We start from the raw sequence: 21,624 nt of genomic DNA on the forward strand, positions 1-21,624 counted from the left end.
AGTGTAGGATAATACTGTTTCTGAGGTGAGTTTCATGGTATATGCAGATATTTTGAGTAATATACACTCTGCTATCTCCAGTAAAAAAGCTGATTTAAATGTGAAAATTGAACGATTAGAAAATGCAAAAAACGATATTATAAAAGAACAGAGCATGTGTCTTAACGAGATTAGGAAAATAAAAGAGCCTGAGCTTGGTGCCAGCTGGACAGGGAACCGTTCGGATCACTTTCAGGATGCACGTCATGATGCTTATAATGTGATGTTTAGTATCATTCATGACGATTATGATGATTACCAATGGAAAATCGAAGCGATGATTACAAAGCTGAATGCAGAGAATACGCTTCTGAGCATAGCGGGGAATATAGCCCAAGAAGCCGACTCCCTTTTGAACAAAGGCGAAGAGGCGTTTGAGCAGCTGGAAAGTAAAATATCCGATTTAAAAAGGCGGTTGTTTTAATGACGACAATCAAACTGAATCATCCTGCCGTAACGAAACAAGTCGATCAAGTGAAGACGGCACTTGGTACAGTCACGCTTGGAAGTTTGCCGGCAGGCGAGCTTGGCAACAATAAATTGGAATTCACTTCGAAATGGATCGATCGCGAAACGAACCTGGAGAAGGTCTTCGAGCAATATATCAAAATCGTCCAGAAAAATGTGGAAGATACCCGTGCCAACATTAACTTATTAAAAGAACAGGATGAAGCCATCGCCCATACGTCTTCACCTGGGTATCCTGTGAGATGAAAATATTTGAAGCCGATACATTGACGGCCGCAACTAAGTCGCGTGCCAAGCAATATGAAGACCTTAAGAAGGAAGTCGCAGCCCTGAAAAAGGAATTTCAGGGCATTGTCGGCCTTGATAACGAGTTTCAGGGAGCCGGTGCTACCGCCATCAAAAGCTTCTATGAAGCGCAAATCGAGGTGGCGGACGCCTGGATGGAACTATTCACGACCCAGATCAGTTTTTTGGAAGGCATACCGGCCAGTCTGGAAGAGGCGGACCTCTCGGGAAATACGGTGGTCGAGGTTCCCTTTTTAGACGGCGAAGTGTCGAACGGCATCAACCAAGCGAAATCGCTTGTCGATGAACAAGCGAATGATCTCCAAAGAATCCTGAACAGCATTGACGATATCCTGCCTCTTGATATGTTCGATCAAAAGGACTTTAATGAAAAAATCACGCTGGCCGGGCACAGGCTGGATGACACCGTGACAAAGGTCGAGAATGTCGACCGGCAATTGGTCGAGGAATATGATTTGTCCGTCGGGCAGGAAAACGTGGCCGTTGGCCTTTTCCGTGCCTTGCTTGATGCCACCAAACAGGACGGGCACGTTTCGCCGATGACGTTCGATCAATCGGCATTCAAGAATAGTGACGTCTATCAAGTGAAGGATGAAGTCGCCGGTCAGATGAAAGACTATCAAACCTTCAAAAAGCAGCAAGCCGAAGCCCGGAAAATCGAACAGGAAATGGAAGAACTTGAAAACCGTCCATGGTACGAAAAAGCCTGGGATACGACAAAAACCTTTACAGGGGAATTCACAGGATATTATGATTCTATCAGGGCCTCAACCGGAGTCGATCCAGTAACGGGGCGCAAGCTGTCCGATGCCGAACGAATCGCCGCCGGCGCCATGGCAGCCGCTGGATTCATCCCCGTCGTCGGCTGGGCCGGCCGGGCCATCAAAGGCGGCAGCGCCCTATATAAAACGGCCAAAGGACTCAACGCAGCGGACCACGCGCTCGATGCCTATAAAACGACTAAAGGCTTTAGCCTCCTCCAGAAAACCGAATACGGGATATACGGACTCCTCGCAGTCAACGGCCTCGGTGAAGCGGCCACTGGCAAAGACATGTTCGGCAACCAGCTAACCGAGGAACAGCGCCAGAACGGCCTGTTGATGGCAGTTGGCATCGGCGGTATGGCAGGTGCGGCGAAGGTCGCTGATAAAGTAGCGAGTGGTACAAAGTTCATCCCTTACAGCAAGGAATTTGCGCAAAATCAGGTTCAGAAGGCAAAAGCATTCGGCCGGCAAATCGGTAATGTGGAAGTACCTCTTCGTATCAGGGTCGAAGAGTTAGCCACGGCGTATGGAAACAACTACAAGCATGTCACTTTTGATAAAACGACTATTAAGGATATAGTACAGAAGTTTGCAGTGAAGAGTGAAGGTAGGAAGGTTACAGGCAAAGTAGTGCTAGCAAAAGGATCCAATGAAATTACAAAAGTGGCGTATGGAAAGCACTATACAAGAGAGCGAATGAAGAAAGTTTTAAAACCGAATATTGAATATACATCCCCTGGTGGTCATGTATATAAAACGGACGAAAAGGGTCGGATAACAAGTGTCGAAGGTTCTCTTGATTTAGGCAATGGAAAAAGAAACAATTATGCACAGCGAATTGCTGGAAGAGATGATCGATTGCCAGATGATCAAGGGGGTCATTTAATTGCAAGCATTTTTAAAGGGTCTGGTCAACTAGATAACCTTGTCCCAATGAATGCAAACCTGAACATGGGGGAATGGAAAAAACTAGAAATATCATGGGCTAAAGCTTTAGACAGTAATCCTCCTAAAACAGTTGAAGTGAAAATCACTCCAGTTTATAAAGGAGACTCGAAGCGGCCCGCTAGTTTTAGAATAAATTATAAGATTGATAATAGTCGTTGGGAGAGAAGGATTTTTGAAAATAGATCAGGAGGTAGGTAAGTATGAATGAAATTAAACTTAATAGTATTTATCAACAAATAGCTCAAACTATTAATGAAACTATACCAGAGGAATGGTCAAAGGTATTAATGTACGGTGAAATTGCTGACGGTACCGGTACGGCTTTCTTTTTTTATTATAATCCTAATAGTGAATTGCCTATTTATAGTCATGATATACCTGAAATATATAGTTTAAACGAAGAAGAATATGATAAATTATGGTATCAATTATTAGATGAATTAAAATTATTATCAGATGAATTTAAAAATAATAATCAAGAACAATGGACCAATTTAACTTTTACTTTAGAAAGTACCGGTAAATTTAAGGTTGACTATGATTATGAGGATTTATCCAATGCAGATGATCACGAAAGAAGGGTTATTTGGGAATATACTCGTTTAGGCCTTTTACCCGAATCTGAATATGATAAGAGGATTTTAGAAGAATACCTCAAGAAAGAATAATGGAGGATAAGTAAAGCTTGTTCTTTTATGGCCTTAACACAAAAGTTAAGGTCTTTTCATTGTTGAAATAGAATATGTATCATCTATCGGTTCTCAGATAATAGGCCGTGAGGACTTAAAATCATATAGAATTACTTCAGGCAAGGTGGCATAGGAAAAAATTAGCGAGTGGTACAAATTTCATCCCTTACAGCAAGGAATTTGCGCAAAAACAGGTTCAGAAGGTTCAAGCTACAATAACAGACATAGCGAGATCTGGAAAAACCACATTAAAAAATATAGGTGAAGAACTAGGCAAAAAAGAAATTCCTAAACAAATAATTTTGGAACAAGTTTCCCTCGCAGGAGGACCAAACCTTCCCCAAATTGTAATGGAAAAGCAGACAATTAAGGAAGCCTATCAGAAATTCACGGTGAAGGATAAAAAAGTAGAGGGTGTTTCAGGGGAGAGTGTTCCTAAGGATATAGATAACGTTAGATATGGTGAACAATACACGAAAGTAAATCGTAAGAAGACCATAAAACCCAATGTAGAGTATACAACAAAAGAAGGATATAAATATACCACTGATGATAACGGACGTATTGCGATTGCTGAAGCTAAATTAGAATTGGGTAAAGCAAAACGAAATCCTTATGCCCAAAGAAAGGTTGGAGGAGACGATAGACTATCAAACGATGATGGTGGACATTTAATTGCAAGTATCTTTAAAGGTTCTGGTGAAATAGATAACTTAGTACCCATGAATGCTACTTTAAATAGGAGTGAATATAAGACTCTAGAGAATACATGGAAGAAGGCTTTAGTAGAGGGTAAAGAAGTAACCATTAAAGTAAAACCCATATATGAGGCACAATCAGCTAGACCAAGTGAGTTTAAAATCAACTATGTAATAGATGGTAAAAAATATTCAGATAGATTAACTAATTATTTAGGAGGTAAGTAGATGGAAACCAAAATAATGGAGCAGACATATCAACAAATTGCGAATACATTAATTAATATAATTCCAGAGGATTGGAAACAAATCTTTTTATACGCTGAATTTAGAGAAGGTTATAAAAAAGTTTTTTTCTATTATTACCCTGAAACTGGAGGGGAACCAGTATATAGTCTGGATATAACAGATTTATTTAATGTTGATGAGGAAGAGTTTGATGGGCTTGATGATGATTTGTATAATTATTTTTCAAGATTGCGTGAAGAATTTAAGAAGCAAGAACAGGAACTATGGACAAACCTAACTTTCATTTTAGATAACACAGGAAAAATGAAAATAAATTATGGATATGAGGATATTTCAGAACTTAGCCCAGTAGAAAAACAAGATAAATGGGAAGCTGAATATCTAAAGTAATACATTATATAGAATGAAACCCCTTGATTGGCTAAATGCATTTCAAGGTTTCTTTTTTTGGGAGCTACCTAGTGCCGAATAAATAGTTTGGTACTAAGAGAGTAGAGATAACACTTATTAGTTATAAATAATGTTTGACAAAAATTTATCGTACATAAAAACAACTTTAAAAACAGGTACCCTATTTAAGCCCTATGGGTACCTCAGATAAAAGTCCGTCAGGTCTAAAGTGGTACAAAGTTCGTCCCTTACAGCAAGGAATTTGCGCAAAAGCGGTTCAGAAGGTTCAAGCTACAATAACAGACAATTAAGGAAGCCTATCAGAAATTTACGGTGAAGGATAGAAAAGTAGAGGGTGTTTCAAGGGAGAATGTTCCTAAGGGTATAGAAAAAGGCAAAAATATTAAGGACTATAAAAAGACATTCTTTGATGAATACCCAGACCTTAAAGGTAGTGTAGTAGTTCATCATGCTATAGAGCAACAAATTTTAAAAAGGCACCCGAATTTATTTTCACTTGAGGAAATACATGCTCTAGAAAACCTGAGAGGTATACCAAAAGAAGTAAACAGTGATATACATTTATCAAAAATAAGAATAGATTGGAATAGATTTTATAGAAATAACCCTAATCCCACAAAAGAGGAAGTAATAGGCTATATGATTGAGTTAGATCAAAAATATGGTGAAAATTTTAATCCGCCAGTGAAAAGGTGAGAATGTGATAGGAAGGATGTTACTAATGAAATTATATTTTTTAGAACCAGAAGTATCAGGTGGTCATGGTGAACATACCATTTATGGAACAGAAGAAGATATTGCAAATGAAGGTATTTCAGGAAAGGTAAAATATTTACATTATGAGTTTGAAGGATGGCTAGGAGATGACCTGTTAGAGTCAACACCAGCCTTTATTGTGTCAAGTAAACTTGAAACAGAATTAAAAAATAGTGAATTTAAAGATTACAAATTAGAAAAGTGTTTAATTACTACATCTGATGAATTTAAAGAAATGTATCCAAATAAGGAATTACCTAAATTCAGCAGATTTATTCCGCTTGGTAGAGTTGAAGTAGAAGGAGAGAACTTCAAAAATTGGTCAGGACATCACTTCTGTTTATCACCAAAAGGTGAGTTAGTTGTAACTCAAGAGGTTATGGACTTTTTTAAAAGAGTTTTAATAGATAATTGTTATATTACAACCCTAACACAGGAATAAATAATAAAACCTTAGAGATATCAAAAATCTCTAAGGTTTTATTATTTGAAGGGAGAGCCGAATTCTTTTTTATAGTATTGAGATTGACCTATTGTTAGACCTACACAGCATTTTAAGAAGATATAAAGCCGTACTTAAAGTTAAATCGTATGTACAATATACCTTTTTTACTATGCCGTAAGGCTACTCTGCCTTAATTAATTTCTGAATGTCGATGTCTAATACTTTTTTTCCTAAGATTAATAGAAAAAATATAAAGCTAAGCCTAGAAAACCGCCCATGGTATGAAAAAGCCTGGGATACGACAAAAACCTTTACAGGGGAATTCACGGGATATTATGATTCTATCAGGGCCTCAACCGGAGTCGATCCAGTAACGGGCCGCAAGCTGTCCGATGCCGAACGAATCGCCGCCGAACGAATCGCCGCCGGCGCCATGGCCGCCGCTGGATTCATCCCCGTCGTCAGCTGGGCCGGCCGGGCCATCAAAGGCGGAAGCGCCCTATACAAAGCGGCCAAAGGACTTAACGCAGCGGACCACGCGCTCGATGCCTATAAAACGACAAAAGGCTTTAGCCTCCTCCAGAAAACCGAATACGGGATATACGGGCTCCTCGCTGCCAACGGCCTCGGTGAAGCGGCAACCGACAAAGACATGTTCAGCAACCAGCTAACCGAGGAACAGCGCCAGAACGGCCTGTTGATGGCACTCGGAATCGGCGGTGTGGCAGGTGCGGCGAAGGTCGCCGATAAAGTAGCAAGTGGTACAAAGTTCATCCCTTACAGCAAGGAATTTGCGAAAAAGCAGGTTCATAAGGTTCAAGCTACAATAACAGACATAGCGAGATCTGGAAAAACCACGTTAAAAAATATAGGTGACGAACTAGAAAAGAAATACTTAAACGAATAAGTGTGGAACAAGTTTCACTCGCAGGAGGACCAATCCTGCCCCAAATTGTAATGGAAAAACAGACAATTAAGGAAGCCTATCAGAAATTCACGGTGAAGGATAGAAAAGTAGAGGGTGTTTCAGGGGAGAGCGCGCCTAAGGGTACGCGTAAAGATAATTCAGGAGTAAGTGAAGTCAAAACATTTATCGACAAAGGGCAACAGTTTACAAATGGTAGAAAAAATAGGTTAAAGCCTGATATTAGGTATAAAACTGGAGAGTATGATTACTTTTATGAAACAGATAATGTAGATAGGATTGTAAAATTTGAAACAGAAAATTTACTACAATTAACAACGAGAACAGATAGATTGTCACACAGAAAAAACACACCTGGTAAAGTAAAAGGTCAGGACCATGCAGGGCATTTGGCAGGTGATAGGTTTGGAGGCTCACCTAAAATTGATAATTTGGTTTCGCAATTATCTGATGTTAATTTGAAGCAATATAAAAATTAATCAAAGGAGTGAAAAAGTAGTATGAGAGAATTTGAAGATAAGTTTAGTGAATTGCAAGCAGATATGATATCCATATGTATGGAATATGTTGAAGATAGAGCTGATAAAGTATATGTTTATGCTTCATGTGAAGAAGGAATTATTTCGAGCAGTTTCTTTTATTTGATTAACAATAAGTATGTAAAGTCTCATAAATTGAATGATGCATTGGAAAATGGGGAAGAAAGATACGATGTGTCTACAGAACGAGGGTTTATGGTACTTGATATTATCAATGAAAATACTGAAAAAATAAAAGTATTGTGCAAAGAATATGAAAGAGATATGCCCACTGAGATGAAATTAATATATGATGTTAAGAGTGGGAACTTCAAAGCTGAATACAAGTATGATTTAGTATATGCTAATGACGATATTAAAATGGCCCATCATATTGCTAATGAGTGGTTTGAGGCGTTAAAAAATAACAACCTTTAAATTGTTTACACTCGAAGATACGCTCTAATTTGAATTCATGACTCATTAAGGTTGTACCTTCAAGTTGTGTCGATGTAATTTTAATATTAGGTAATAAGAACGAAAATAGAGCGGGATAACATTTAAATAGATAGGCCCCCTCATAGATGTCATACTGTCAACATTAAAACATGAAACTTAATGATTTATTTAGAAAATACTTAAAGCGCTTGATTGTCTACTAAAGGCAACGAGTGCTTTTTAGCGTTAAAAATTAAAAGAGCACATAATTTTTATAATACCCCTAAGTGTTAAATTGTTATTATCTGTAACGGGGAAGCGGCAACCGACAAAGACATGTTCGGCAACCAGCTAACCGAGGAACAGCGCCAGAACGGACTATTGATGGCACTTGGAATCGGCGGTGTGGCAGGTGCGGCGAAGGTCGCTGATAAAGTAGCGAATGGTACAAAGTTCGTCCCTTACAGCAAGGAATTTGCGCAAAAGCAGGTTCAGAAGGTTCAAAAGCCTTCGGCAGGGAAATCGGCAAGGTGGAAGTACCTCTCCGTATTAGGGTCGAAGAATTAGCGACGGTGTATGGAAACAACTATAAACATGTCACTTTTGATAAAACGACGATTAAGGATATCGTGCAGAAGTTTGCGGTGAAGAGTGGATGGTGGTAAGGGTTTAAATGGAACTTTGAGTAAACCGGGTATTAACATAGGGAAAGAGGTGTTCCTGAAACTCAAACAATTGCTATTGGAAAAACAGATGTAAAAGGTTTAGAAGGTAAAATATTTGAGGGTGGCTCACCCAAAGTTAGAAAAGAAGCAGGTTTACCAAGTTTGGATGAACTATATCCCGGTCGTGAAATTAAAGCTCCTTATAATAGAGCAATAAGAGGCCATGCCCAGTTCATGGATCATGCAGAAGAAGGTATAATAGCTGAATTTGAGGATGCTGTTAAAAAAGCACGACTCAAACCAGAAGATATGAAGGGAACACTATATATTCATCAGTCTAATCCAAACGGAATTTGTAATAAATGTACAAAGGGTTTGTTTGATCCTGTTCCAGATGATGAAAGGGGAATATTTAAGCAAATGACTGATATGTATCCTAATTTAAAAATTAAGGTATCGACTGAAATAAATCCAAATTTACCTTATCCAAGGGATACATTGTCCTTTGAGGTGATAAATGGGTTGCCAGAAAAAATGTGGTTAAAATAAGAAAATAAGTAGGGAATGATAATTATGGATTTTATCAATAATCTAAACGCAGCGGCTAAGGTTGCAATAGGATTGGTAATAGCTGAAAAAATGTATAACATAATTAGTATGGACGAACCCGGATATAAAACTGGTAGAGAAGCTCTAGATTTCTGTTGGAAATGGCTTGAAGGTGAAAAAATCGATGCGGATGATTTGTGTAACTACATAGATAGCGAAGATGTAGATGTAGCTGAGTTTGCAAATAAAGAAAAGGATGTACAAAAACAATATGCATGGTATTCAGTTTTAGATGCAGTTTCTTATACAACTTATCAAGCATATAAAAAGGAAAAAAGAGACTTTGTGATTGAAGTGATTGATGATGAAACGTTAAGAATACTAGGTGAAAATGCAATTGAATCTGGTTATTTTAATATTGAAAGTCTAAATAATGTAAAAAAATACTTATTGGAAAACTACTCATTAAACCATAATATTGAAAACTATAATTATATAAAAAGGGGTAGTTTACCGTTGTTCTAAAAACATAAAATAGACCTTCTTCCTAAGGGAGAAGGTTTTTTTACTTAACAATACTTTTTAGGTGAACCTGGGAATGTTAAGAAAAATTGAAAATAGAGCAGGGGGTATAAAAAATGAATGAATCAAAACTAAATGAATATTATCAGAAAATAGCTCAAACTGTAAATGAGATGATTCCAGAAGAATGGAGTAAAGTAATTTTGTATGGAGAAGTTAATGAGGGGACAGGGCGCGTTCTTTTTCTATCAGTCTAATATTAATGATAAACTCATATATAGTCACGATATCCCTGAATTACATAGTATTAGTAGAATAGAGTATAGAGATACATGGCGGAGGTTAATGAAGGTTTTAAAAGAATTATCAGATGAATTTAAAGATAATAATCAAGAACAATGGACCAATTTAACTTTTACTTTAGAAAGTACCGGTAAATTTAAGGTTGACTATGATTATGAAGATCTATCAGATGCAGATGATCACGAAAGAACGGTTATTTGGGAATATAATCGTTTAGGCCTATTACCTGAATCTGAATATGATAAGAGTATTTTAGAAGAATACCTTAAAAAAGAATAATGGAGGACAAGAAAAGCTTGTTTTTCTGTATGACCTTAACGGTAAAGTTAAGGTCTTTTATCAGTTAGATTTAACACTTGATTGCCTTTTAGGCAAAATTAGTGCTTTTTGTTTTCCTGAGAAGAAATTAAAGTGTAAAACACATTACATTAAAGAAGGAATTCTCATTTAAAGAATTCCTTCTTTGCATACTATTTGTTAAGAAATGATTTTTCGAAAAATTCCAGAAGATGTTCCAGAGTGATTGGATCACTGTAGGTGGATGCTTTACTATTTATTTCAAATATACGATCGTTCTTAACTGCGGGTATATTTTTCCACGTTTCAGTCTCCACAAATGAATTAACTACATCCGGGTTTTTACTAAAGATAATATAATCTCCAGTATACTCAGGAAGCACTTCAGATGAGAGGACATAAATGCCGGATTTAAGTGCCTTTTCTTTTACTTTTTCAGGCATTTTCAAGTCCATTGCTTGATACAATATTTCTGTTCCGCGTGCATAATTATTTCCAAATACATAAAACTCTTTAGCATCATTTTCAATGACAGAAACGGTTGCATCTTCACCAATTTTTGCACGTATCGCTTTTCCTGCTGTTTCTGCACGCGTTTCGAAATCTTTAACCCATTCTTTTGCTTCCTTTTCTTTGTTTAAAAGTTTTCCGATTTCTATCTGCTGTGATAAATAATCTAATTTTCCCCAAGTGAATACAACAGTCGGAGCAATTTCATTTAGCTTTCCGATATTTTTCATCTCGGATCCCGCTATGATGAGGTCCGGTTCCAGTTCAATGATTTTCTCCAGGTCTTCTTCTGAAACGACTTCCACGCCCTTAAGTCTATCTTGAAAAAGGGGATTCATATTAGTCCATTGATCTATTCCAACAATATTACCTTCCAAAGCCAATACATTAGGTCCATTGGAGAGAGCAATTATTCTTTTTGGGTTTTTAGGAATCTCAATAGGGCCAGTTTCTGATTGATATGTAATTGTTTCTGATTTTGTCTTGGAATCATTATTTTCGTTCGCTTTCTCGTTGTTCCCACAGGCACTAAGTACGAACAAGAGCAGAAAGGGTATGAATAGCTTTTTCATTTTGATTTTCTCCTTACTGATATAGTATAGGTTAAAACTAATTAATAATGATATTCATTTTCATTTACTACATCAACATATTAATAGGAATGATAATCATTGTCAATAACTTTCGCCAGATTGCTAAACTCCGTGACTAAACCTTCACCCCTGCTAGTATTGTGTTTTCTCGTAAACCAAGTCTAGTAGTTAAAGGTGGATAGCACATTCAACCGAATGCCGCATCCTAAGAAGAGGGATAAAATGGCTAGGTTCGCGTCATCATTTTTCTGCATACGTCGTTAAATACTTGATGTTGAGGACTTCAGATTGGATCTTTTTAAAATTTATAAGAATATTTGTTTACATAACTATATTATGGTTTAATCGTTGAGAAATCATATATGTTTGAACGAAAATAATGATGCGAAGATCGTTTATTCCTGGCCATAAAACTTGGGGAGATTTTAGTTTGCTTCCATACTTTGGAGATTGTCCAGAATCATGGAAGATGAATTGATTTGCATTCAGTCTAAACTTTTAGCAACTTGTCCACACCTTCCAACAGTCCATGCATATACAATAGTAAGGAGGGTGTTAGGATGGAGATAAACTGTTGTTATGAAGAAAAATGTTTTGAGAACAATGACCCAAGTACAGTATGGTTTCCTGGAAAGCGTTGTAAATGTAAGTGCAAATGCAAAAAAAACAAGCGCCGTTTTCATTAATCACTAACTGAATGACTGGACATGAGTTGTTCAACAGAGGCAGGCCTAGTGGCTGCCTTTTTATTTGGACATGCGTGGTATATATTAGTGGAATTGTGCTGATAGATAAAGATGAAAAAACACTCAACCACTATGGCAGAGTGTTTTTAAGCATGGGTGATAGAAAATTAAAGTTCATTGAACTAAAGTTAATCCCTAAATAGAAGGGCGTTTCGATCATAGTTTCCACTATACGAACTCCCAAGAAATTGAACAGTAACTTGGATTAATTATGTAGCAGTTAGAACAGCCCCGGTGTCTTATTTTAGTTTAACTAAAATAAGACATTGGTCATCTTTACGTTGGAGAGTGTCCTCTTCATATCTAAGCGATTGTATAACTTCTTCCTTAAGTGTAGATAAAGGGGCAGCGGAATAGGTCTTTAACAATGAGCATAAACGGTCTGAACCTAAAGGTTCTTCAACTCCATCTGTATAAAGGCACAGCATACTTTCCTTATTGTATGTAAGGGTATTTGTTTTAAAAATTATATCTTCAAACATCCCGAGTGGTGGCCGATTAGAACGCAACTCATATTGTTTTCCGTTTATATCCTGTAAAAGAACGGATGGATGGCCTGCATTGATATAATTAATTTCTCTCTTATCAGTATCGATTAAAAGGTAGACGGCAGTGCAGTAATGAGAAGATTTACTTGTGTTTTTGAATAAAGAATGAAGATGGTCATCTAATTCCTTCATCACCGTTTTCACTTCTGTACCTTTTAAAATTAATCTTTCAAATATGGAATGTAGTGACATGGTTATTAGGGCAGAAGAAAGTCCGTGCCCCATCACATCAAGTAGGATAAGGCCATACCGTTGGGCATCAATTTGGTAAAAACCATATATATCACCCGATAATTGATTGGAGCCTTTATAATACGCTTGGATTTCAAGATGTTCATTTATAATAGGAACTGGTAATAGTGTCTCTTGTATTTTTTTGGCAAGACCGAGTTCTCTTTCTGTATCCACTTTGTATTTTTCATTTTTTTCGTTCAGTTCAATCAGCTTATTCTTTTGCATTTTCATCGTTTCATGAGCAATCTCTAATTCAGCATAAGCCTTATTCCTAGCATTTAGTGCGGTCTCTGCCTCTTTTTTCGCCATAAGAAGCTCATTTTCTAATTCGTTTCTTTTTCGCATTGGAATCACCACACACTCAATAATGGTTCGTCCATCTCGCTCTCTTTGAACAGCGTTGAGTAACACAGGTATTTCTTCATCATCTACAGACTTTAAGGATATATATATTTCCTCAATCTGATTTTCTAACTTTATCAGAGGAACGAGATAAAGCTGATGAAAGAGTATAGCTGAAGCCGGAAGGATAAAATTAATAGGCTGCCCTTGCAATTGATCGAGATTATACCCCAATAATTTAAGTAAGGTTTGATTAACGGATAAAATATCATCTTCTTCTGATAAAGTTAAATATCCGCAGGGTGCCTCATTTAGTTGTTCATTCACAAAAATTCACACCCATCTATATCTATAAATCGTTTGTCGGAAGTTCATCCAAAAACTGTCTCATTAAGAATATCGTCTCTTCAGGATGACTCATATGAGGACAGTGTCCTGTTGCTTTCATCATTTTCAATGTACTATCGGGAAGATGCTTATGAATATATTCACCTACTGCTGACGGAGCAATAACATCTTTGGAACATTGCAAAATGAGTGATGGTACTTTTACTTTTGCTAAGTCTTTACGGTTGTCTGCAAAAAAGGTAACCTCCGCAAATTGTCGTGCGATAATGGGATCAGTAGAACAAAAACGATTCTCTAAATCCCGTTTAAGCTCTGGGCGATCTGGATTACTCATGACCGTTCCCGCAAAAGCGGATGCCCAGCCTATGTAATTTTTGTCCATCATATCAAGCAATCCTAAAAGTTGTTCTTTCTCGAATCCCCCGTAATAATCAGTAGGGAGATTCAGGTAGCAAGGGGAAGGACCAACCAGGACAAGTTTAGAAAAATATTCAGGATGTTTAATGGATGCCAGCATCCCAATCACACATCCAACAGAGTGTCCAACAAATATAGCATCTTTTAGGTCTAATGCGGAACAAACATCAAGTACGTCTTGTGCATACCCATCAAGAGTACTGTATCTTTCCACATTATATGCCTGTATATCTGAATTACCTGACCCAACATAGTCAAATAGAATAATATGGTATTCATCTTCGAAATCTTTTGCAATTGATTGCCAGACATTTTGATCACAACCAAAACCTGGTGCAAATATCATTGGTCGTGTACCTCTTCCTCTTATCTTTACATTATTACGCAATAAAATATTGGAATTCATGATTGGCTCCTTCTAAAAAGATATACTTACTATATGTTAACACTAACCTTATTCGAATTAAAGAATTACACTTAAGAACTGAATCAGAGAAATACCCAAAACTTCCTCAGGATATTCTTAAAATTGCTTGAACTTGAACAGGAATGAGGAGAGAACTATACACTTGGCGGAGTTTCAAGACTTTTGGAAACTCTTGGTCTTACGTATACACGAACCTATTATACCCGGAAATGGCGATAACGTTCCTTGATAATTAGTCTTTGGATAGTCTTATTATAAAAAGGAATCATGTATTGAAGAACTGCGAGGTTTTTTTGATTAGATCGCTAAGAAATATATGGTTATATTTTAATAGAAAAAATAGGGACTATTATTATGGGTACTTAAATTTCTGCCATTTTCTGACCCAAATCCTTGAATTTTGTTTTACCCTATCTGATGACTAATTGGGACAATTAATAGCTGGCTTCAGTTTTTTTAAGCAAAATAATTTTGAATAATAATCGATATCGGACGCCTTGTTTGTTTTTCTTGTATAATAATACTATATTTTACAATAGGAGGAATCATTCATGGACCAAGCCAGCAGTTTAATAGGGCTTTTTGCAATCATACCGATTTTGTTTTATTTGGGACTTATTGTTTTAAGTGTTTATTTCATAATTAAGATCATAAAATTCATCAATGCAAAGGCAAGATTAGATCAAGAAAGAAATGAAAAGCTGGATGAATTGATAAAAGTCATTGGAAAAGATAAAGAATCAAACTAAGCCACTATAATTTTAAAAAAGCACAATTCCATTAAGGGGTGTGCTTTTTTTATTTAAGAAGGATGAAAGCATACTAGTTGCACATAAAATGGGCGCTTTTTTTGTAACGTCAAGGTAGGTGTACAAGCATTTCCTAATTAGCACCATAACATATTAGGAGGTGATTGAATTGACAGTTAAATTAGAAACTTTATTGGATCGTTCAGAAAAGAATATGGGCAGCGGAATTCATCCAGTCGTAAAAGAATCAGCTTTGGAAATGGTTAAACGGGCATACCAAGAAGGCATTTTCGTGCAAATCAGCGCAGGTTATCGGTCTATGGAAGAGCAAGCAAAGCTATATGGTCAAGGTCGCCTAGGTTATATATACGATGGTAAAAACTATAGTGATTTATCGAAGCCAAGAGTGACCAACGCGATGCCAGGTCAATCTTACCATAACTATGGACTAGCCATTGATTATTTCATAGTCAGCGATGATGGAAAGAATGCCATATGGACAGTTGATGCAAAATGGAGACGTGTAGCGGCTATTGGTAAATCCTTGGGCTTTGCATGGGGCGGGGATTGGTCAAGCTTTAAAGATTATCCACACTTTGATATGACGGGGGGACTGACTTATTCTCAGTTAAATACGGGAACAAAGCCTAGACTGATATCAAAAGTGAATGGAACCACTCCACCAGCTACACAAGTTGAATCCGAAGTCATTGTAAAAGATACACCAGTAAAGGACAGCGGCAACCAAACTATCAAGTCCATTCAGAAGACATTAAATAGCAGATATAATACAAAAATAGATGTTGATGGATATTATGGTCCCAATACTAAAAAAGCGCTGATCAAGGGTTTTCAAACCGAATTGAATAAACAATATGGTGCAAAGATTAAGGTTGATGGAATATGGGGCCCCCAAACAAAAGCGGCTTCACCTAATGTTAGGGAAGGGGCGGAAGGAAATATCACCTATATCCTTCAAGCTGCACTTTATTTGGAAGGACATAATCCACATGGTATGGATGGTATCTTTGGAAGCGGAACGGAAATAACTGTGAAGGCATTTCAAAGGGCCAATGGATTATCTGCAGACGGCATCGCCGGTGAAAATACCTTTGCAAAACTATTTGGATGATATTTGAAATGGAATAGAACTATATTGCTTAAAATTAGCTTAGCAAAAAAGCCCTATGAGGGCTTTTTTTGTATGAATGAAAAAATATTTTAGAATAGCAGTCATTTTAAAAGTAAATATCCCAGTCGTTTAGGAATCGAAGTATAAGAAACGTAAAAATACATATCGGGACAAGAAATGTAACCGCATTAACTAAATGAAAGTACTTTAATGCGGAATGCTTTTTGACTTTAATCACTAAATAGAAGAATGATGAAGTTGCAATCAATGGGCATAACAAGCCTAGATCAGTTAAAATGCTTGAAATTGGGTGGTTCATAACACTAAGTCCAATAAGGAATGAAGCAAGGCAGATAACATTGATAACCGACAAAATGGTTGGTATTAACAACAAGTTCTTTTTTACTGTCTCCATAAATTTCGCCTCCTAGGAGATAACCCCACACATATCTTATAATATTCACGATTATCCAGCAAAACTTTTGATTAACTGTAAACAAAGACAAAATACTCAAAATTTATCCATCCACAAATAAGAATTGTAATATTTACCGAGTATTTATGCTCAATTTTGTTCACTTAAAATTGACTGAAATATAATGGTTTTTTTAATTTTCCATCATATTTAGACAATAAAGTTAAAGGAGGACATAACTTTATTGGAGGAGAAAAATGAAAAAAATATGGAAAAAGCCCATTTTGCCTATCGCCTCTATTAGTCTGGCATCTGTGATGTTTGTAAATGCCATTCCCGAAACTCCAGTTCAAGCAAAATTGAATGTTCCGTCACAGGTGCAAATGAAAAATCATTTGCTTCCGCTTGGAACGCCAAATTTGCACGAGGAAAGAACTTCCATGAATCTAGCACCAGGAGTGAAGTATACCAAAATCAATCGTGGTGAAACATCTTCTAAAGATTTTTACACAGTGGATGTGGCATTTGTAGAAACACAAAAGCAGGCAAAGAAATTGTTGGAAAACTTAAAGAAAGATGGTTTCAAAAATGCTCATATCATAAAAGAAACGGATCGGGCCGTGGATGACCGGAAAAAGGGACCGCTTGGGTACATTGTTCGCATCGGTCAATATCAGCTGGAAGCAGATGCAGCCGAATTGAAAAACAAGTTATCTGAAAAGGGATATTCGGGACTTCGGACTGTGTATACGGGTGAAGACGGAGAGAAAACAACAGGACCATGGGTAGTGAACGTCCTTGAAGTGGATCAGGATCGATTTCATGGGCATGTGGTGCCTGAATTAGCTAATGGTGCAGTGGCAGGAAAAGAAACATTGACCCAAATCGCAGATAGAAATGATGCCATTGCAGGAGTTAATGCTGGATACTTTGTTATGGGAGAGAAGGATGGAACACCAGGCGATCTTGCCGGTATATTCGCAAGCAAAGGTCAACTTGTCAGTGAAGCTATAAATGGCCGTTCAGCTCTGATTTTATCTTCTGTTGAAGAGAAGGCAAACATTGCATCCGTGTCCACGTCAATTCAGGCTACTTCAACTGATGGGGCAGTTAGGGAAGTGGATGGATTAAATCGGAAGCCAGGATTGATCCGCAATTGTGGCGGTGTTGGAGGAGATACGACAACAGAACGGGCAAAACATGATTACACTTGTAAGGATGAAAGCGAACTTATCCAATATACGTCCGTATTTGGGGGAAAGACTGAATCGGGCGTCGGTATGGAAGTGGTAGTAAATCATGCCGGGGTAGTGGCGGAAATTCGTAACAAGCGTGGGGGAGCCATTCCGAGCGGTGGTTTTGTTCTTGCGGGAACGGGGGAGGCGGCAGAGTGGCTTCGAGACCATGCTCGGCTAGGAATGAAGATTCAAGTGAAAAGTAAAATCATCGGGGATGGAAAGCTATTAAAATTAGACCAAACCACAAGTATGCTTAATGGAGGTCCTCGATTATTGGAAAACGGAGAAATTTCCATTAATGCCGTAGAGGAAGGCTTTCACTGGGAAGAAGATCCAGGATTTTATTATCGTTTTGGGGAACGTCGTAATCCTAGAACGCTTGCAGGAATCAAAGAGAATGGCAATCTATTATTTGTCACCATAGATGGACGCGCACCCGGATGGAGCGTGGGAGCTAATTTTGAAGAAAGTGCGAAAGTCATGAAGTCATTAGGGGCAGTCGATGCCATCAATCTTGATGGCGGCGGATCGACGACCATGACAGTTGGGGATGACCGAGTCACAAGACCATCTGATGCAGCAGGTGAACGCCCGATAGCCGACGGTATTCTGTTAATAGAATAGATGGTCAGAGATTAACGTCTTCATTTATCGTTTTAGTTCAAGCGGGTCAAAAAAAATCTCTTCAGTTAGGTTACTGAAGAGATTTCAGACTGTAGACAAACTCAATGAAAATACGAGTTTGTCTATTTTTATGGCTTGTACAATTTGGACGTTGATTGGAACTTAGGGCACTCGCTATCCGCGGTCGGTCGGGGAGCCTTCTCGGCTTTCGCCTGTGGGGTTTCCCCTAGACGCGCTTTTCTAAGCAGGAGTCTCGTACCTACCGTTCCAATCAACTTTGTTTTACCTTTTAGATAGAACATTTTTAACTAGAGTCATTTTTGTTTTAAAATAGAAGTATTAAAACCTGAGGTGATGAGGATGCTTTCTAAACATGATCCTATTCAGCGAGATCAACTTGAAATGATTACTTTATATCAACTGGTGCCACCGAATCATTTGGTTCGAAAATGGAGGCTGCCATTGACTTTACTTTCATTTCATTTATGACTTGGTGAAGATATGTATTCAAATGTAGGACGCCCAAGTATTGATCCAGTTATTTTAATTAAACTGACTTTCATTTAATATACCTATCTTTAAAACGTCGCTCATAATTTTTCCCGAACGTGGAGTATGAGGTACTTTATCATGGAAACCATTGCCTAAGAACCAACGGTAAGCCATATTGGTTTCAACTTCTTCAATCGTTTTACGCATGGAACGAATACCGATGAAGTAGGTTCTGACGGCTTGATGATGTTCGAGATAATGTATTAATAAATAGTTCTTCTCATAAAAGAGAACGTCAATGACGATCTTTTTTTTTCTCCATTTTAGCTGAGGAAGCTCCTTTTTAAATCTTCATTCAAGATATGTCTAGACTAGTTACAAAACTCCCTTATGATCTGGTTCTTTATTTCTTCTATCGGAAATTCCTGATGATAGGTGGATATCATCAACATAATTCCTTGTAGGACAGATGAAAAATATAACGATCGTTTCCTAGGATCCATTTCACCCATATTTTCAAATATTTTACATTGAAACTCAAATTGTCTAGCATTTTCTTCAATTATGAGTTGACTGTATTTTATCAACTCTTCATCTGACTCTGGCTGAGTTTGAAGGTGTAGATAGAACCGATGGACTTCTGGCTTTTGGTGGATATTATCAATGGCACCATTGATTATATATTCAAGCTGTTCACGAGGTGTATTTAAGGCGAACGCTTCTTCCATGACTTCCACCACTTCCCTGATTCTGGCCTCGACCATTTCAGAAAGAAGTTCTTCTTTCCCTTTATAATAGTTATAGAGTAACCCTTTCGAAATGCCCGCCTGCTTGGCTATATCGCTTATGGAAGTAGCGTAATAGCCTTGTTTCATAAATAACTCCATGGCTGCAGTGCGAATTTTTTCTTTGGATGCTTGGCGAATACGGTCATTCTCTTCGGGTGTACGTGGCATTTTATCTTCAATCCTCCATAAAAGCAGTGAATTCTTGATATAAAACTTCAGAATGGGTGAGGGGCAGCATATGATCGGCATCCTCTATTTCGATGAAACGGATGTTTGGAACCTTTCGGAAACAATCGGCAACCCGGAAATTATCTGCCAAGTCCTTTTTGCCGATAAAAAATAAAGTTTCGGGGTTCAATTCTTCTAATCGATCCATTGCTGGAGGCTGTGGCCATATCATGCAGAAATCAGCGGGCCACTTAAGCATGCGCCCGAAATGATGCCTGAGCATTTGGACAGTGAGATCTTTGTGCGGACTATCGATAACAACTTGATATGTTGGTGAATGAAGGGCAAGCTCTAACATCTTATCTATATTGGGTGCACTTTCCAATATCTTGTTATGATATTGTTCAAAATCCTTTGAATAGGGAAAACCAGTTAAAGAAGGAGCAATTAATACAAGTTTCGATACCCTTTCTGGGTGATTAAGGGCGAAATCAGTTGCAATCTGCCCGCCCATGGAATGACCTATAATCGTTGCCTGATTAAGTTCCAGGTAATCCATTAGTGCCAATACATCGTCAACATAGTTTGCATGTTTTACGGGGGATGGTGATTTACCGGCACCACGGCCATCAAAAGCGATCACTTGGTAATTTTCAGTTAAAAGAGATGCTAAGAATGTCCATTGCCTCAAATCAACTCCACCACCATGAATAAGAACAACAGGAAGACCCTTGCCATTTACCTCGAAATGTAAATCCAATGCAACCTCTCCTTTTTTATTACTGAATTTTCAGATTCATTTTATTATTGAATGAACGTTTAGTCAATAGAAAATGCAATTAAATTTTATACAACTGTCTAAAAGTATAATAACTTTTATGTTGATTTTACTATTAATGTTAATCTAAATGTTTATGTAAAGTGTCTTAAAGTTAGTATATGATTTAAATGAATAAAACATATTAGTCTTTTAGACAGAGGTGCTTTAAAAGGCTTTAATTGGGTAGTTTCAACAGTTGGACAAACACTTGAAAATCAAATTGAATCACTTCAGGGAAATGGCTGTATAAAATACTTAAGAAAAACAATCTGGAGCAAAATCAAATCGAATAGCTCTTCATGGAGCATTAGAGTATTTGCGAGAAGGAGATAAGCTAATTGTAACTAAAATAGATAGACTTGCTCCTCAGTCAAAGACCTACATAACAATGCTAGCCAATTAGAGGAAAGAGGCATTGGTCTTGTTTTCTTAAAAGAGCAAATAGATTTCTCAACTCCATCAAGGAAACTAATGTTCACAATGCTAGAAGAAATTGTGTGAATTTATGAACGAAAGAACAGCAGAAAGACAAGGGAAACATATGGGAAGACAAGGTCAACCAAGGAAAAACTTAGAACGTGCATTAGATCACTTTGGTAATCGAGAAGAAAATAAAATCAGTGTTAATGATATTGTGAAAATGACAGGTGCCCCGAGTAGTACCATCTATGCAAATGCTAAAGATAGGTAAAGCTGTATAAGTAATATTTGAAGGAAAGGAGAAGGAGGGTTAGAATCTTACATTCACTTTAATCTTGGATATTAGAGCTGTAACATTTTTACCTTAATGCGTGATGTTACGTTTTTTAATAAATACGTTAATGATGGATCACCCCGTTTTGGGACCTTTCGTGAAAATGATACACCCTCTATTATTAAGTATTCGCAGCCTTTTTTTCTGAATAGGTAGGCGGATACTAAACTTGAGGTATTGCGTTACGAACTACAAAGACTTATATTCAATAATCGGGAAGCTTGTGGAATAAACAAGTGATAATTGAACTCTTCAAAAACAGCTGATTTTTTTATGATACAACTTCTTA

23 protein-coding genes and 4 pseudogenes are annotated in these 21,624 nt (G+C 37.4%); 20 read left to right on the plus strand and 7 right to left on the minus strand.

All coding sequences use genetic code 11. The annotated features are described in order from the left end of the window. The first annotated feature begins 34 nt into the window (after nt 1–34). The 15 genes and pseudogenes from J7I90_RS01690 (at nt 35) to J7I90_RS01760 (ending at nt 9,972) form a co-directional block, all read left to right on the plus strand. On the plus strand, nt 35–463 hold the full coding sequence (locus tag J7I90_RS01690) for a YwqH-like family protein (RefSeq protein WP_214768107.1): 429 nt from the start codon (nt 35–37) through the stop codon (nt 461–463). Then, a complete protein-coding gene (locus J7I90_RS01695; RefSeq protein ID WP_214768108.1) occupies nt 463–753 on the plus strand; it encodes a YwqI/YxiC family protein in 291 nt (96 codons plus the stop codon). Before J7I90_RS01690 ends, J7I90_RS01695 begins: the two co-directional genes overlap by 1 nt. Further along, nucleotides 750–2,723, plus strand: a complete 1,974-nt coding sequence (locus J7I90_RS01700) for a DNA/RNA non-specific endonuclease (protein WP_214768109.1) — start codon at nt 750–752, stop codon at nt 2,721–2,723. Before J7I90_RS01695 ends, J7I90_RS01700 begins: the two co-directional genes overlap by 4 nt. Before the next feature lie 2 nt (nt 2,724–2,725). After that, entirely contained in the window at nt 2,726–3,193 is a 468-nt protein-coding gene (locus J7I90_RS01705) for an antitoxin YezG family protein (protein WP_054395988.1), read from the plus strand. Nucleotides 3,194–3,516: 323 nt separating this feature from the next. After that, nucleotides 3,517–4,140: a DNA/RNA non-specific endonuclease gene (locus J7I90_RS01710; protein ID WP_251025039.1), complete on the plus strand. Its 624-nt coding sequence runs from the start codon at nt 3,517–3,519 to the stop codon at nt 4,138–4,140. Next, the gene (locus J7I90_RS01715; protein ID WP_214768110.1) at nt 4,141–4,551 is read left to right on the plus strand and encodes an immunity protein YezG family protein; all 411 of its coding nucleotides are present in this window, start codon (nt 4,141–4,143) and stop codon (nt 4,549–4,551) included. 333 nt (nt 4,552–4,884) lie between these two features. Further along, the gene (locus tag J7I90_RS01720) at nt 4,885–5,268 is read left to right on the plus strand and encodes a hypothetical protein (protein ID WP_214768111.1); all 384 of its coding nucleotides are present in this window, start codon (nt 4,885–4,887) and stop codon (nt 5,266–5,268) included. Nucleotides 5,269–5,293: 25 nt separating this feature from the next. Next, nucleotides 5,294–5,770, plus strand: coding sequence for a hypothetical protein (locus J7I90_RS01725; protein WP_214768112.1), 477 nt, complete (start codon nt 5,294–5,296; stop codon nt 5,768–5,770). Nucleotides 5,771–5,984: 214 nt separating this feature from the next. Continuing rightward, nucleotides 5,985–6,680, plus strand: coding sequence for a pre-toxin TG domain-containing protein (locus J7I90_RS01730; RefSeq protein ID WP_214768113.1), 696 nt, complete (start codon nt 5,985–5,987; stop codon nt 6,678–6,680). Between the two features lie 2 nt (nt 6,681–6,682). Continuing rightward, a complete protein-coding gene (locus J7I90_RS01735; protein WP_311315169.1) occupies nt 6,683–7,177 on the plus strand; it encodes a DNA/RNA non-specific endonuclease in 495 nt (164 codons plus the stop codon). Nucleotides 7,178–7,198: 21 nt separating this feature from the next. Continuing rightward, nucleotides 7,199–7,654: an immunity protein YezG family protein gene (locus J7I90_RS01740; protein WP_214768114.1), complete on the plus strand. Its 456-nt coding sequence runs from the start codon at nt 7,199–7,201 to the stop codon at nt 7,652–7,654. Nucleotides 7,655–7,990: 336 nt separating this feature from the next. Then, the gene (locus J7I90_RS01745; RefSeq protein ID WP_214768115.1) at nt 7,991–8,221 is read left to right on the plus strand and encodes a hypothetical protein; all 231 of its coding nucleotides are present in this window, start codon (nt 7,991–7,993) and stop codon (nt 8,219–8,221) included. A gap of 260 nt (nt 8,222–8,481) precedes the next feature. Further along, a complete protein-coding gene (locus J7I90_RS01750) occupies nt 8,482–8,868 on the plus strand; it encodes a hypothetical protein (protein WP_214768414.1) in 387 nt (128 codons plus the stop codon). A 24-nt stretch (nt 8,869–8,892) separates the two neighbouring features. Continuing rightward, nucleotides 8,893–9,393: an Imm6 family immunity protein gene (locus J7I90_RS01755; protein ID WP_214768116.1), complete on the plus strand. Its 501-nt coding sequence runs from the start codon at nt 8,893–8,895 to the stop codon at nt 9,391–9,393. Nucleotides 9,394–9,563: 170 nt separating this feature from the next. Beyond that, nucleotides 9,564–9,972, plus strand: a pseudogene (locus J7I90_RS01760) (immunity protein YezG family protein). Between the two features lie 191 nt (nt 9,973–10,163). On the opposite strand, the gene J7I90_RS01765 reads toward J7I90_RS01760, so the two are convergent. The 3 genes from J7I90_RS01765 to J7I90_RS01775 all read right to left on the minus strand — a co-directional run bounded on the left by J7I90_RS01765 (nt 10,164) and on the right by J7I90_RS01775 (nt 14,134). After that, nucleotides 10,164–11,072, minus strand: a complete 909-nt coding sequence (locus J7I90_RS01765) for an iron-hydroxamate ABC transporter substrate-binding protein (RefSeq protein WP_214768117.1) — start codon at nt 11,070–11,072, stop codon at nt 10,164–10,166. A 1,006-nt stretch (nt 11,073–12,078) separates the two neighbouring features. Beyond that, nucleotides 12,079–13,290: a SpoIIE family protein phosphatase gene (locus J7I90_RS01770; protein ID WP_214768118.1), complete on the minus strand. Its 1,212-nt coding sequence runs from the start codon at nt 13,288–13,290 to the stop codon at nt 12,079–12,081. 22 nt (nt 13,291–13,312) lie between these two features. Then, the gene (locus tag J7I90_RS01775) at nt 13,313–14,134 is read right to left on the minus strand and encodes an alpha/beta fold hydrolase (RefSeq protein WP_214768119.1); all 822 of its coding nucleotides are present in this window, start codon (nt 14,132–14,134) and stop codon (nt 13,313–13,315) included. A 572-nt stretch (nt 14,135–14,706) separates the two neighbouring features. Between J7I90_RS01775 and J7I90_RS01780 the strand changes: the two genes are divergently transcribed. Both J7I90_RS01780 and J7I90_RS01785 read left to right on the plus strand, forming a co-directional pair. After that, nucleotides 14,707–14,904: a hypothetical protein gene (locus J7I90_RS01780; RefSeq protein WP_214768120.1), complete on the plus strand. Its 198-nt coding sequence runs from the start codon at nt 14,707–14,709 to the stop codon at nt 14,902–14,904. Between the two features lie 169 nt (nt 14,905–15,073). After that, on the plus strand, nt 15,074–16,036 hold the full coding sequence (locus tag J7I90_RS01785; protein WP_214768121.1) for a peptidoglycan-binding protein: 963 nt from the start codon (nt 15,074–15,076) through the stop codon (nt 16,034–16,036). Nucleotides 16,037–16,142: 106 nt separating this feature from the next. On the opposite strand, the gene J7I90_RS01790 is transcribed toward J7I90_RS01785, so the two are convergent. After that, the gene (locus J7I90_RS01790) at nt 16,143–16,451 is read right to left on the minus strand and encodes a hypothetical protein (protein WP_214768122.1); all 309 of its coding nucleotides are present in this window, start codon (nt 16,449–16,451) and stop codon (nt 16,143–16,145) included. A 257-nt stretch (nt 16,452–16,708) separates the two neighbouring features. On the opposite strand from J7I90_RS01790, the gene J7I90_RS01795 reads away from it, so the two are divergent. Next, nucleotides 16,709–18,313, plus strand: a complete 1,605-nt coding sequence (locus J7I90_RS01795; protein ID WP_214768123.1) for a phosphodiester glycosidase family protein — start codon at nt 16,709–16,711, stop codon at nt 18,311–18,313. A 360-nt stretch (nt 18,314–18,673) separates the two neighbouring features. Then, nucleotides 18,674–18,877 (plus strand): annotated as a pseudogene (locus J7I90_RS28000) (transposase); the annotation flags it as partial. A 10-nt stretch (nt 18,878–18,887) separates the two neighbouring features. Here J7I90_RS28000 and J7I90_RS01800 read toward each other — a convergent pair. The 3 genes and pseudogenes from J7I90_RS01800 to J7I90_RS01810 all read right to left on the minus strand — a co-directional run. Further along, nucleotides 18,888–19,033, minus strand: a pseudogene (locus tag J7I90_RS01800) (transposase); the annotation flags it as partial. A 143-nt stretch (nt 19,034–19,176) separates the two neighbouring features. Further along, entirely contained in the window at nt 19,177–19,761 is a 585-nt protein-coding gene (locus J7I90_RS01805; protein WP_214768124.1) for a TetR/AcrR family transcriptional regulator, read from the minus strand. Nucleotides 19,762–19,768: 7 nt separating this feature from the next. Further along, nucleotides 19,769–20,521, minus strand: coding sequence for an alpha/beta fold hydrolase (locus J7I90_RS01810; protein ID WP_214768125.1), 753 nt, complete (start codon nt 20,519–20,521; stop codon nt 19,769–19,771). A gap of 201 nt (nt 20,522–20,722) precedes the next feature. On the opposite strand from J7I90_RS01810, the pseudogene J7I90_RS28005 reads away from it, so the two are divergent. Continuing rightward, nucleotides 20,723–21,272: pseudogene (locus J7I90_RS28005) on the plus strand (recombinase family protein). Nucleotides 21,273–21,624: the final 352 nt, after the last annotated feature.

Source organism: Bacillus sp. ISL-57 (genome assembly GCF_018613135.1).
Classification (GTDB): Bacteria; Bacillota; Bacilli; order Bacillales; family DSM-1321; genus Peribacillus; species Peribacillus frigoritolerans.